The organism is Streptomyces sp. NPDC087787, from assembly GCF_044743035.1.
In the GTDB taxonomy this organism is placed as follows: Bacteria; Actinomycetota; Actinomycetes; order Streptomycetales; family Streptomycetaceae; genus Streptomyces.
Genome location: NZ_JBIUVQ010000029.1, coordinates 17,438 through 29,831 on the forward strand (window position 1 = coordinate 17,438; position 12,394 = coordinate 29,831).

15 protein-coding genes are annotated in these 12,394 nt (G+C 71.9%); 1 reads left to right on the forward strand and 14 read right to left on the reverse strand.

From position 1 onward, the window contains the following. Positions 1-45: 45 nt before the first annotated feature. Positions 46-540 (reverse strand): hypothetical protein, encoded by a 495-nt coding sequence (locus ACIOWN_RS31905; protein ID WP_362356470.1) that lies wholly within the window; start codon positions 538-540, stop codon positions 46-48. Positions 541-764: 224 nt separating this feature from the next. On the opposite strand from ACIOWN_RS31905, the gene ACIOWN_RS31910 reads away from it, so the two are divergent. Further along, positions 765-926 carry a hypothetical protein gene (locus ACIOWN_RS31910; protein ID WP_225828917.1) on the forward strand — a complete coding sequence of 54 codons (162 nt, stop codon included), beginning with the start codon at positions 765-767 and terminating at the stop codon, positions 924-926. Here the strand turns inward: ACIOWN_RS31910 and ACIOWN_RS31915 are convergent, their stop codons facing one another. From ACIOWN_RS31915 to ACIOWN_RS31975, 13 genes are all read right to left on the reverse strand, one after another. Further along, entirely contained in the window at positions 927-1,115 is a 189-nt protein-coding gene (locus ACIOWN_RS31915) for a hypothetical protein (protein ID WP_362356468.1), read from the reverse strand. It abuts the gene before it with no gap. An 80-nt stretch (positions 1,116-1,195) separates the two neighbouring features. Beyond that, entirely contained in the window at positions 1,196-3,334 is a 2,139-nt protein-coding gene (locus tag ACIOWN_RS31920) for a chromosome segregation protein ParM (RefSeq protein ID WP_362356466.1), read from the reverse strand. Between the two features lie 80 nt (positions 3,335-3,414). Beyond that, positions 3,415-3,834 carry a conjugal transfer protein TraB gene (locus tag ACIOWN_RS31925; RefSeq protein WP_362356464.1) on the reverse strand — a complete coding sequence of 140 codons (420 nt, stop codon included), beginning with the start codon at positions 3,832-3,834 and terminating at the stop codon, positions 3,415-3,417. Between the two features lie 21 nt (positions 3,835-3,855). Further along, entirely contained in the window at positions 3,856-6,033 is a 2,178-nt protein-coding gene (locus tag ACIOWN_RS31930; protein WP_362356462.1) for an ATP/GTP-binding protein, read from the reverse strand. Positions 6,034-6,161: 128 nt separating this feature from the next. Further along, complete coding sequence (locus ACIOWN_RS31935; RefSeq protein WP_362356460.1) at positions 6,162-6,470, reverse strand: hypothetical protein; 309 nt, start codon at positions 6,468-6,470, stop codon at positions 6,162-6,164. Then, positions 6,467-6,946, reverse strand: coding sequence for a hypothetical protein (locus ACIOWN_RS31940; protein ID WP_362356458.1), 480 nt, complete (start codon positions 6,944-6,946; stop codon positions 6,467-6,469). The genes ACIOWN_RS31935 and ACIOWN_RS31940 overlap by 4 nt, the downstream gene beginning before the upstream one ends. 115 nt (positions 6,947-7,061) lie before the next feature. Then, positions 7,062-8,783 (reverse strand): DUF2637 domain-containing protein, encoded by a 1,722-nt coding sequence (locus ACIOWN_RS31945; protein ID WP_362356456.1) that lies wholly within the window; start codon positions 8,781-8,783, stop codon positions 7,062-7,064. Between the two features lie 336 nt (positions 8,784-9,119). Continuing rightward, the gene (locus ACIOWN_RS31950) at positions 9,120-9,311 is read right to left on the reverse strand and encodes a DUF5999 family protein (RefSeq protein WP_362356542.1); all 192 of its coding nucleotides are present in this window, start codon (positions 9,309-9,311) and stop codon (positions 9,120-9,122) included. Positions 9,312-9,490: 179 nt separating this feature from the next. Beyond that, positions 9,491-9,670: a hypothetical protein gene (locus ACIOWN_RS31955; RefSeq protein ID WP_362356454.1), complete on the reverse strand. Its 180-nt coding sequence runs from the start codon at positions 9,668-9,670 to the stop codon at positions 9,491-9,493. Positions 9,671-9,870: 200 nt separating this feature from the next. Continuing rightward, positions 9,871-10,179 (reverse strand): hypothetical protein, encoded by a 309-nt coding sequence (locus ACIOWN_RS31960; RefSeq protein WP_362356452.1) that lies wholly within the window; start codon positions 10,177-10,179, stop codon positions 9,871-9,873. Positions 10,180-10,472: 293 nt separating this feature from the next. Beyond that, positions 10,473-10,754, reverse strand: coding sequence for a hypothetical protein (locus ACIOWN_RS31965; protein WP_362356450.1), 282 nt, complete (start codon positions 10,752-10,754; stop codon positions 10,473-10,475). Then, positions 10,751-11,290 carry a WhiB family transcriptional regulator gene (locus ACIOWN_RS31970; protein ID WP_401984140.1) on the reverse strand — a complete coding sequence of 180 codons (540 nt, stop codon included), beginning with the start codon at positions 11,288-11,290 and terminating at the stop codon, positions 10,751-10,753. Before ACIOWN_RS31970 ends, ACIOWN_RS31965 begins: the two co-directional genes overlap by 4 nt. A 706-nt stretch (positions 11,291-11,996) precedes the next feature. Beyond that, on the reverse strand, positions 11,997-12,374 hold the full coding sequence (locus ACIOWN_RS31975; RefSeq protein ID WP_362356446.1) for a hypothetical protein: 378 nt from the start codon (positions 12,372-12,374) through the stop codon (positions 11,997-11,999). Positions 12,375-12,394 lie beyond the last annotated feature (20 nt).

The window sequence follows — 12,394 nt, forward strand, 5'->3', positions numbered from 1 at the left end:
GCGAAGGGGATCGGTGTGTGGGCGGTGCGGGCTGGCCGGAGCCGGTCAGCGGATCTCGTTGCGGGTGCGGGCGAAGAACGCGCCGCGCGTGGTGCTGTTGTTGTGGATCTCGGTGTGGTGGGTGACCGGACCCTCGTAGACGTTCTTGGTGACGGCTGCGCGGGCCTTGCTGATCGCGCCGCCGATGGCGGTGGCGACCATCGCGATGCCCGCGAAGGGCAGGGTGACCATCAGGACGCCGTTCAACGTGACCGAGGACAGGCCCTGGAGCACGAGCCAGGCACCGCAGCCGATGCCGGTGACCCCGGCGCCCACGCCGATGGAGGCCACCGCGATCCCGGCCGCCCAGGCCGGGACGATCCGGTGGTCCTCCTGCCGCACGGGCGGGGTGGAGCCGAAGGCCGGCGGCTCGGTGTCGTCGCGGAACGAGGTGGGGTGGTGGCGCACGGGCTTGCCCGCCCACTCATCGAGCAGACGGCGGGCTTCGGCCGCGGCCTCGGACTCGGGCATGCCGGACTGGGTGGTGTTCAGGGGGTCCATCGGGGTTCTCCGATCACGCGGGAAGGGGCGCGCCCTCCTGGCCGTGACGGCTGGGAGGGCGCGTGGGGGAGTGGCCGCGCGCAACGGCGAAGGGCGTCGCCGGAGTCGTGTCCGGCGGCGCCCTTCGGCGTTGTGCCGCAGGTGAGTTGAGGCTGATAGGTGGGTAGTCACCGCACCGGCGCCCCGGGCATCCTCGATCCGACAGGCGCGGTGGAGGGAATCGGGTGGAGTTCGTCTTCGAGTGCGGGTGGTGCGGCGGGGACAACTACTTCGTCGGCAGGCAGGTCGGCTTCTGGGTCGACAAGTGGGAGATCCCCTCGGAGTGGGACTGCCGCTTCTGCGACGGCCTCAACTACACGCCCGACCCGCCGTGGACCGAGGCGTAGTCAGAAGCTGGAGACCAGTCCGGCGAGCGAGACCAGGCCACTGTTGATGGTCGGGGCCAGGCCGGTCGCGGCGAGAGTGAAGCCGAACAGCGTGCAGGCCAGCGCGGAGCCGATCCGGACGTAGCCGCCCTTGACCAGGACGAAGACGATGATGCCCAGCAGCACAGCGGCGGAGATGGACAGGGCCACGGTGATGGTGCTCCTTCACGAGAGGTGGGGTGGGGCCGGCCGTGCTCGGGCGGGCCGGCCCCGGGGATGGGTGGGTGTGATCAGGCGTCGGTGAGGCTCTTGATGGCCTCCAGCGCCTGGCGGGGAGAGGCGACCTGCTCGGAGCGGCGGCCGCCGCCCTTGGAGCCGCGCCCGCCACCCTTGCCGCCTCCGCCGCCGCGCCGGCGGGAGCGGCCCTCGCCCTCGTCGTCCTCGTCGGGCTCGGGCCAGAACTCGCCGGGCCTGACGGGCTCGTTCCAGTCGAACCACAGGCCGCGCTTCTCCAGCTCCGCGATCTCGTGGTCGGTGAGCCGGTTGACCTCGTCGGGGAACAGCTCGGAGAGGTCGGTGTCGAAGTCCGCGTACAGCGACCGCATCAGGACGGCGCGGCCGTTGTCGAGGACGATGACCGCGACGCCGCCGGTGCTGACGCCGTTCTCCGGGTCGGCCTCGCCGCGCATGGCCCGCTCGATCGCGGAACCCTCGGTGCGGGAGTAGCGGGCCGGGATGGTCGGCACGTCGTAGGCGTTCTCCATGGTGCCCTCCGCCGCCTTGCGGGTGGCGCCGGGCGAACCCATGTTGAAGATGACCGGCCTCGAGTTCTGGCGCAGGTTGTCCTTCATCTCCGTGGAGAACCCGTTGTGCGCGAACGGCGACTGCCCGGCCGGGTTGAAGCCGATCCCGTACTTCAGGCCGGTGACCGTGAGATCCTCGCCGTCCTTCTGGATGAACTCGCCGAAGTCCGCGTCCTGCGCCGCGGTCATGAACTCATCGCCGTAGACGTTGAGCTGCCGGTACGGGCAGCGCGGGTCACCCGGCTTGTAGTCGTGCGGCTGGCCGTCGTGCGGCCAGGGCATCTCCGCCCTGATCTCGCACAGCGCCTTCCCCGCCCGCAGCGAGCGGGCCATCCACAGCGCGTTCGAGCCCTGCCGGTCGATGTACCGACCGAGCACGCTCGTCTTCTCGTCCTTGCGGACGGTGCCCAGCCACACGACCTCCCCGTCCAGGGACTGCGCGGCCATGTGGATCGCGAAGAACTGCGTCTTGCCGGACCGGCTGACCCCGAGGGTCAGGCCGTGCGCCGGGGCGTTCTTGTCGTGCTGGTACACCATCGTCTTCACCGGCTGGCCGGTGATGGTGTACCCGCACACGTACATGCCCTTGGCGTCCGGGGTGAGCAGCTCGCGGGTCGCCCGGAAGATCTGCGACAGCGGCGGGGAGTCGAACACGCTGATCAGGAACTCGCTGCCGTCAACGAGGACGAACACGCAGGAGTCGTCCTCGGGCAGCTTCAGTCCGCGGCAGACCTTGGCGAGGTCGATGCGCGGAGTCTCGGTGGAGTCGGCCATCTTGGCCCGGTAGAACGTGACCCCGCGTTCGTCGTCGCGGGTCTTGTGGACCAGCTCGGAGCCGGGGGCACCGCCCTTGGGCGAGCCGACCTTGTCCACCCAGCGCTCCTGGTCGGTGGGGGCCTTGCGGCGGCGCTGGTTGGCGTCGGGGGTGATGAGGGCCTCCATCCAGCCGGGGCCGCCCTGGCGGCCGGGCTGGATGGCGACCTCCGCCAGGACGACGTCGCTGGAGTGCACGCCGAACGGCGCGGCGACCGCAGCCTCGGTGAGGCCGGTGATCGGGCGCCCGGTCTCCGAGGCGCGCAGCAGGATCGTCATGTCGTGCTGCATGCCGTGGTGCCGGGTGGCCTTGACGATGTGGGTGCGGCCGGGCATCCCGGCCTGCTCCCACAGCACCCGCGCGTCGCGGGTGAGGAGGTCGGCTCCGTCGTCCTGCACGACCGGGGACGGCTCGGGGGCTTCGGCGGGTGCCAGCTGCGGGGCCGGCGCCGCGACGGGGGGACGGTGACGGCGGCGGGTATGCCGGGAGAAGGGCATCACGAGGTAGCCGGCCGCCGCCCATCCGGCGGCGAGCAGCCAGTCCATCCCGTACGAACCAAAGCCGGTGGTGTGCCCGGCGGCGACGTCGACGGCGGCGGCCAGGACCAGCGGGGACCAGCGCAGGATCTTGCGTCCGGCGCCGGGCTCACCGCTCTTGGCAGCCAGCACCCAGCCGCCGATCCCGGCCGCGCCGGCCAGCTGCACGACCTGGTTGACGGGGCTGTCGGGGTAGAGGTTCGGGGCCACGGCCAGCACGGGCGCGGCGAGGGTGTAGGCGAGGCGTTCGAGCGCGACACTGCGCGGCGTAGTCACCGGTTCTCCTTCGGGAACGGGCACGGGCGGCCCCGCGTGGTGCGGGGCCGCCCGTGGCGAGGGTGGGTTGGGGGAGCGGGTCAGCGGTTGAAGAACCCGGGGCGGGGCGTCTTCTCGCGCCGGTTGGAGCGGATGTCGTCCAGCGCGCCGTACAGCTTCGAGTGGGTGTGCTTGGTCTCGTAGGTGAGGTCGGCGGTCTCCTGCGCGGTGTCGTGCAGCTTCTTGACCTGCACCCCGGCGCCCCCGAGGGCGACGCCGACGTTGCTGGTCAGCTCCACGAACTTCGGGTCGAGGTCGGCGTTGGCGACGTCGCGGGCCGCGTCCTCAGCGCGCTTGGCGTTCTTCTTGATGCTGCGCATGAGCTCCTCGAGGCCGAGCCCTGCGTCATCGAGCGCCTGGCCGAGGGTGTCGAGCTTGGCCTGGACGGCCTTGTAGCGGTTGTCGCCGTCGGCCACGGCGGGCGCCGCGCTGCTGGGGCGGGGTGCGAGATCGCTGCTCATCAGCGGGTTTCCTCCCTGTTCCTAGTCGTGGTGGGCGGCGGCGGAGACGTACTTCAGGCCCGCGTCTTCCTTGGCGGCCATGTCCTGGCCGTACACGCGGGCGACCATCGAGGCCGCGAGCTTGGCGGCCTCCAGGGCCAGCCCGCACTCGGTCGCGCACCGTTCGGCCTGCTGCTTCATGCGGGCCGCGGCGTCGGCCAGGTCCGAGATGAGCTCGGTGACCTCGGTGGTGACGTTGTGGTCGCCGATCAGGTCGGTGGCCATGTCCCGCAGGGCGTCGGCGACCTTGTCCAGGGCCTCCGCGAGGGCTTCGGCCCGCTCCTGGTCGGAGGCGGCCTGGATGGCGATGTTCGCCATCTCCATCAGGTAGTCGTCGAACGTGATGTCCGTGCGGTGCTGGGCGCCGAGGCCACCCGCGCCGGACGGCCTGCTGACCTGCGAGCTGCTCACGCTGTTCCCTTCCGTGCTGGTCGGTCGGCTGGTGCCGGGCCGTGCGGTGTGCCGCTCCGGTGCGGGCGGCAGGCCCCGCACGCCGGTCGTGACGGCCGCCGGGCCGTCGGGGACGATGTCGGCCTCGACGATGTCGTCCTCGCCCTTGGCGTCGGTGCGCGGCGGGCGGGTGGGACGGTCGGGCCACTCCACCGTCGGGGTGGGGTCCTCCGCGCCGAACGGGCTGTCCGCCGGACGGCCGCGCCGACCGGTACGACCCGTACGACCGCGCCCTGTCCGGCCGGTGCGACCGGTGCGGCGGGTACGTCCGCGTCGTCCGGCCCGGCCCGTGCCGCCGGTGCGCCAGCGCCGGAACCGCCGCCGCTTCTTCGCACCGTCAGACGCCCCGTCGCCGGCCGTTGAGTCGGTGCCCGGCGTATCACCCGCCTTGCCGTCCTTCGTGGCACTGGAGGCCCCGTCGGAGGCGTCCTTGGCGGTCTTGGCGTCCTTGCCGTCGGTGCCCTTGGCCTTGGAGTCCTTGTCCTTGGTCAGGTTCACCTTCTCGGTGCCGGCCGCCTTGGCGTCCTTCGCGTCCGCGGCGGCCTTCATGTCGGCGCGGCGCTTGTCGAAGCGGCGCTGGGCTTCCTCACTGATGGCCTTGCCCAGCGTGGTGCGGCCGGGGTCGGCCGACGCCGCGGCTTCCCGCTTCGCCTTCCGTGCCTCCGCCCGCTCCGCCTTCTTGGCCCAGCGGTCCTCCCACGCCTGCTGCTTCTGGGCGCGGGCCTGGTCGCGGTCCTTGGTCCGGTCCGCGACACCGGCGGCGTGCCCGGCGGTGCGCCGCTCCTGCCGCCCGGCCTGCCGGGCCCCGGCGCGCTCCTGGCGGCCGCGGGCCCGCTCGGCACGGGCGCCGGATGCCTGACTGGCGCCGTCACCACGGGAGTTGCCGTTCCGGCCGGAGCTGCCAGAGCCCGTCTGAGAGCCTTTCGACCCCCCGGACGGACCGGCGCGCCCGGAACCGGCTGCGCGGCCGCCAGAGCCCGACTGGGAGCCCTTCGTGCCGCCCTTGCCGCCTCCGCCGCCCCCGGTCGATCCGTTCCCCGAACGGCCTCCGGGGCCGCCGGAGTTGGAGCCGCGCGAGGCCCCGGACCGGTTCGGCCCGGCGCCGCCCCCGCCGCGCGAGGACCCGCCCCCGCCGCCGGCCTTCGAGCGGCCCTTGTCCGCACCCAGGCCGGAGGAGGACGACTTCGTGCGGTCGGCATCCGCCTTTCCGCGCGCCGCCGCCTTGTCGCCCTTCGCTTTCATCATCGCGGCATGGAGCTTTCCGTTCTGCTCCATCATCGCGACTTCCTGCGCGGTGTGGCCCTCCAGCAGCGCCGCCTTCCGTGCTATTTCAGCCTCACGGAAAGGCGCTTCGCTTTCATGGTTGGCCCGCGCCATTTCCAGCCGGAATTCCAACCAGTCACCGAGACGGTCAGCGAGAGAGCGAGGCTGTTCGTATTCGCCTTCCTCGTATTCGCCTTCGTCTTCATCGGTTTCCGGTGCGGTAATTCCGTCGGAACGCAGCGCCGTTGCCGGGTCCGGAGCGGCCGGAATCGGCGGCAGTTCCATCGTCGTCTCCTCCGGAGTCTCCGGGGGAGCGGCCGGAATGTCTTCCGGCGGCGGAATGGTGTCGATGAAATCCGGGGTCGGCGGCAGCGAGTACGTGGAATCGCCGCTCCACGGGCCGTGGACCAGGGTTCCGCCGCCGGTGTCGTCGGGGTCGTCGGACACGGGCACCTCCCTTCCAGGGGACTTGACAGACAGTGGGGTCTCGTGTGCACGCGCGTGCACGTGCACGTGTGCACGCTTTACGCGCGCGAGGCCCCGCCGGAGCCCGGCGGGGCCTTCGTGGGTGACGCTCAGCTACGCGGGCCGTGCTGCTTCAGGACGGTGTCCGCGTACTGCATGAGGTGGTCGAACAGCCGCGGGTCGCCCGCCTGCCGCTTCTCCAGGACCAACTTGAAGAGGCGGCAGACCAACGTGAAAGCGGCAATGACATCGCCGCGTCCGGCCTTGATTTCCCTCGTGATTTCGGACCGAGTAACGCGGAGCCAGAATTCCATCCGGCCGACTTCCCCGCGACTTTCGATCGCCTTGCGCTCTTCGTCCTGCAGCCAGCTGTTCCGCCCTTGAATGGAGCGTTCGGCGCTGCTGAGGGGGCGCGTCACGCCGACTCCCTCTTACCGAGGTCGTAAATCGACGTGGGACCACCATACCCGGAATTCTGGCCCTGCGCACCCTGCTGGGGCGGATTGGGCGCGGCCTGGAGGGTCGGCGGGTTCTTCTTCCGCTGCCTTTCCAGCTCCTTTTCCTTCCGGTCCTTGGCTGTATTCACCACGGCCTCATCGTGGGCACGGCGCTTATAGGCGCTCTTTTCCAGGCCCTCGGTGAGGTTGTTCAGGTTCTTGAGAACCTGCCCGAGGGCCTTTTCCACGGGCATCGCCCGCAGCCTGGCGTGGTACCAGCGGTCGCCCTCCACGTGCGTCTCGCGCAGGTGCACGCGGGTCTCGATGGAGAGGGTCTCCAGGTTCTTGCCGATGTCCAGCAGGACCCGCTGAACGTCGGCCAGGTACCGGGCGGTTGCCTCCGGGCTCTGTGCGACGTCGCGCAGAGGGGAGTAGTTCGGGTCGTTTTCGCTGTTCACGGCGGGGATTCCCTCCTGGTGTACTTGTGGGGGCTGTGACTGCTTCCGGCAGTCGCAGCGAGGGCCAGCCCACTTCCGATGGGCTGGCCCTCACTGGTGTGTGCCGGACGGTGGATCAGGGGCGGTAGCCGCCAGCGAGCAGCTCGGCTGCCTCCTGGCGGTACTCCGAGGCCGTGCCGGGCGAGGTGACCGCCAGCTCGTGCTGGATGTCGGCCAGCGGCAGCCGGTCGGCGTCCCCGCCGGCCACGAGGATCATCCGGGCGACCCGGCGGACCGCCCGCTCGCGCGGCTTGAGCTTCGCGACGTCCTCGGCTTCGACCGCGCGCTGCTCAGTTTCGGCAGCGGCCCGACGCGTTTCGGCAGCAGCCCGCTCGGCTTCGGCGGCCTCCTGCTTGGCGCGCGCGGCGTCGGCGAGAGCGACCCCATGGAGGCGCTCCTCCTCAGCCTTCTTGCGGTCGGCTTCGGCGGCGGCCCGACGCGTTTCGGCAGCGGCCCTCTCCGTTTCGGCAGCACGCCGGTCCGCTTCGGCAGCGGCCTCGCGGGCTTCGGCGACGGTCCGGGTCTCAACCGCCTGAGCCTCCGCCACGGCGACCCGGTCGGCCTCCGCAGCTTCCTTCCGCTTCTCGGCTGCCTGCCGCTCCAGTTCCGCCGCCCGGAGATCGGCGGCGGCCTTGGCCTCGTGCTCGTCGGCCTCCTTGCGCTCCGCCTCCGCCTCACGGGCTCGGGCTTCGGCGACCACCGCGTTGTCCAGGGCCTCCTTCTCCAGCGCGGCGGCCCGCTCTGCGGCGCTGACCTGGGCTCGGGCGTGGGCCCGGGCCTGACCCGTCTGGCCGTCGACCTCCGCCTGGACCAGCTCCACCTTGCCCTTGGCGCGCAGCCGCTCGGCGTCGGACTCCGCCTTGGCGACCTCGCTGCGCGTCTCCGCGTCCAGGCGGCGGCGCTCGGCTTCCTCCGCACGCTCCTGAGCTGCCTGCTCCTGTTCATCGGGCATGGCCAGGGCCTGGTCGACGGTGTAGCCGTACGGCGCCATCTTCATCGGCAGCAGCTCATCCTCGGACGCCTTGGAGATGTCGCCCTTGTACTTGCGCTTGAGCCACTGCTCGTACGCGATGAGCTGCTGGTCGCGGTGGATCATCTCCGGGTAGGAGGTGACGCCCCACAGCCGCATCCGGCGGAAGATCCGGGCCGTCGCGACCGGGGCGAGGATCCACCGCAGCCACGGGATCGAGTCCCGTTCCTCCTGCTCAGGTCGGACAACGCGATCGATGGCGGTGCGGCCCAACTCCACCACGGTGATGAAGAGGACCGGGACGACGCCGTGGGCGCCGGCAGCGACGTAGTCCAGCAGCCTCCAGGCGCCCTCCGGGGCGCCGGACGCGGCGTTGAGGACGACGGTCGCGGCCGTCAGCAGCCACACCGGGTAGCGGATCCAGCTGATGGGGCGCTTGAGCCAGGCCATCAGCAGGTCGACCGCGATCATCACCATGATGCCGGTGTCGACGCCGACCGCGAACAGTTGGCCCTTGCCCATCGTGCCGAAGCGGAGCTCGGTGAAGGCGAAGCCCGCGACGTGCTCGAAGGACAGGTACAGGCCGATGCCCGCAAGGGCGAGCGCGGCCACGACGATCGCTCCGGCTGTCCACTTCTGGGTGCCGGTCAGCCTCCTCGGTGAGGGCTTCGTTCCGGTTCCGCTTCCTGTCTCCGAAACGAACTCCGGCGCACCCGAAACAGTGCCGAGCGTCCGCGAAACCGGCTTGCGCGTTCCCGAAGCGGCGGCCGGTGAAGCCGTGTCGGGGTCGGGTTCGGCCGCGGTGCGCGGCCAGTCGGTGATCGTCATGAGGGCCTCCAGAGGGGGTCATTCAGGGCGTGCGCGAAACGGCAGGGGCCGCTCCCGAAACGCGGCGGCGCGTTCCCGAAGCGGCGGTCGGTGCGGTCGGTTGATCACGAAACTGGAACCGGCCCTACCCGCTCCGGGCGCACGAAAAGGCCGGCGGCCCGGTGGGCGGGCGGCCGGTCTCGCGAAGCGTCACGGGGCGGGCGCGAAACTGGGTGCGACTCCCACCAGGCGGGCGCGAAGTCAGCTCTCGACTGTCGGTCCGGTCTGACGGCTCCCCTTCACCGCCCGCACCAGCCGCCAGGGTTCGGCGGTCGGTGCGGGCGGATCAGGCAGCCGTCAGGCCGCGACCGTGAGGGGCCGGTGCGGGACGAAGACCTGGCCGTCGGGGAGCAGCTCGCCGGTGTCCTCGAAGACCAGGACGCCGTTGCACAGCAGGCTCCAGCCCTGCTCCGGGTGGCCGGCCACGGCGTGGGCGGCCGCGTGGTCGGGACTGGCAGCCGACGGGCAGCGCGGCGTGTGGGTGCACAGGGCGTTCGGCAGGCGGGCAGTCATGGAGGCCTCCGAGAAGGAGTCGAGTGAAGGGGGTGGAGCTGCGGCGCTGTTGGCTCCCCTGGACCGCGCCCGTACCGGCCGCCGCGCGTGTGCGGGGCCGGGACGGGCGGGTCAGGCAACCGACAGAGGCGGCGATGTCGGCTGAGCGGGGTGGCTCAGCGGCGGCGCTGGTCGCGCTGGCGGGCGAGGTAGGCGTCTTGCAGCCGAGCGAAGGCCTCGAACAGCCGCTGTCCGTCGGGACAGCGGGCGGTGTCGGTGCAGCGGGTGCAAGTGCGGATGTGCGCCTGGTGGGTGCGGTGCGCTGCCTGGTAGCGCTGGTACAGATCGTCAGGCACGTTCTCATCTCTCATGGTGCTGGCGGGTCGGGTGGTGAAGGTCAGCGACGCGGTGTCCTGCCTCCCACGCCGCCGCGGCCGCCACAGCGGCGGCCGCGAGCAGCAGGCGGGTCAGCGGGTGCGTGGTGCCGATGACGGTGGCGGCCCGCGCCGCGCGGTGCTGCGCTGCGCGGGCCGCTTGTATGAGGTGTGGCATCCGGTCAGCGGCAGGCGTCGCAGACGCCGCCGGACCAACCCTCGAACCAGCCGCCGCACTGGCTGCACTGGCCGCCGCCGGAGGCGGTCGCCGGGGCGGGCGCTGCGGTCGACGTCGCGGCGGGCAGGATGCCGGGGGGCGGGCAGTCGCTGCCCGGGCAGTTCCACCGGCCGCACAGCGGGCATGCGTCGTCGGCCATTACCGGACGGTGCAGCGTCAGCAGCGGCTGCCGCTGGTAGCCGGGCATCATCTCCTGGAGCGTGCGGCGTGCCCGCCGACCGTCCGGGATCCGGGTGTCGGCCTCGCGCGCCATACGCGCCAGGAGGTCACCGAGCTGACGGTGCGCGGTAGCGGGGCAGGCACCGGGGTGCCGGCCGCGTCGGCCGCGTGCATACTCGGGATTGGCTGTGGCCTCTGTCGTACGGGCCGCGGACCGTGTCATGATCGCTGTGGTCAAGGGGGTTCTCCGACTTCCGTTGACCGGACAGCCCCGGAAGGTCAGAGTTCCGGGGCTGTCGCCCTGTTGGCCGGCCGGACGGCCAGCCACGGCCCGTCTCGCACCCCCTTCCAGCTCTGGTGGGGTGGGAGAGGGACCGTGGCGGATCGTCAGGCCGCCGGGGCGTACGCCGTCCTGGCGGGCCGGATCAGGTAGTCGGACGTCGTCCAGACCGAGCCGACCGCGAACGGCTGCCCGTCGGGGCGGAGGGTGTCGCGGACGATGACCGCCCACCGGGCGCTGTCGCGGCGCAGCAGCTTCGCCGCCTCGTGCGGGTTGGTGACCAGCGCGAGGACCTCGAAACGCCCGTCGACGTTCTGGTAGATCGCGCCGGGCTGGCGGGGGCCGATCTCTTCGTCGGTGCGGGGCCGGGTGGTGATGGTGGGGATCATGCTGCGGTCCTCCATCCGGCGCGGGCCCGGCGGGCGGTACGGATCACGTGGATCTGGCCCGCCAGGAGCCGCACCTGCGTGTTCTGCGCGGCCTGCGCCTGGCTCCCCCGGTGGCCGCCGGCCCTGTCGGGGTTCTTGAGGACGGTCCGCTGAAGTTCGGCGGTCAGGTCGTCCAGCTGCTTGCCCTCGGTGTCGCGGTCGGCGTCGGCTGCGGCCGCCAGGCGGTCGGCCTGGCGGGTGCGGACGGCGGCGAGTTCGGGGCCGGTCAGTCCGCCGCGGACCATTTCGTCGGCGTCGGCCCGACCGTCGCCATCACGGAGCGCGAGTTCCTCGCACGCTGCCCGCACCGGGCATCCGGTGCACACACGGATCGCCTCTGCACGGCGGGCCTGCCAGGTGATCTGTTGCTCGCCGTCCGCGCGGAAAAACGCGTCCGGGTCGAGGAGGGTGGTGCACACGGCGGTGGCATCGACCGCGGTCTGGAGTACGGCCCGGCGGGACTGCCGGGCCTGCTCGGGTGTCATGCTGTATTGCATGCGGGTCGTCCTCTCGGAAGGGTGACCTGCGACGAGAACCCCCAGGGCTGCACTCCCTGGGGGTTCGTCGCGTACGGGGCCCCGCCAAGCAGCGGGGCAGTGCGTCCTGCGCACTCCGCCGGCCACCGGCCCGGCCTCAAGGGGCGAAGCGGTGAACGGCGGGCAGCGCAGGGCTGCAAGCGATATGCGCGGCCTCTGCCGCCGCGCGCGCCCGTCTTGTGGTGCAGGGAGACGGGGTGCCCCTCCAGGTCTGCACGCGGACTCCTCGCCTCAGCGACCCGGAAGCTGAGGGTTCGGGAGTGAATGTCTGCCGCGTGGTTCTTTAGCGTCGTGGGGATGCCGGCCCTCCGCACTCCCCGTCAGTAATGAGCGCCTGGCGGGCCTTACCCCTCCAGACCGCCCCGAACAGGGCGCCCGACGGATCCATGCGTGCCGACTGCCACCACCAGGTGTGATGGCGCCTCACGACGGGTCTCCACTCACTCCGACCGGTGCGGTCACGGTCGGTCCTGCTCTGTGGTGGATCACGCTATGGAGTTCTCAAGGAGCGGCCACTCCCGAGACCCACCCCCCGCAATGGCGGGCTTCGCTCGGAGCGTTGGTGCTATCGGGGAACCGAGTCCGGCTCCCTCACCCGGCGCCGCCCGAGGGCGGTTCCGAGTGGGGGAGCCGGGTCCGAAGACCCGGCAGGTGGTGCAGGGGAGGGTCAGGCCGCGATCGGGAGGGGCGCGGCGGCCGGCGCCGCGGTGCGCAGCTGCGCGGCGTAGGGGAGGAGCACGTCGACCAGCCGCTCGCGAACCCGGGCGGTGATGGCCGGGTCGGCGCGGACGATGTCGCGGGCGGCGTCCATCCGGGCGTAGCGGGCGTAGAGAGCGTCCAGCGTCACGGCCATGTCCACGCCCGCCCACCGCTCGTGGTCCAGTTCGCCGGCCTCGTACATCTCCAGCGGCGTACCGAACGCCACGTCCAGGTCGATGTCGCCGAACCCGGGAAGCTCAACGTCCAGCTCGTCCAGCAGCGCGTGCGTCTCGGAGTCGAAGTACTCGGTGACGAGGCTGGCGGCGGGGCAGCGGGTGACGTTCATGGAGTGGTGCTCCTCTCGGA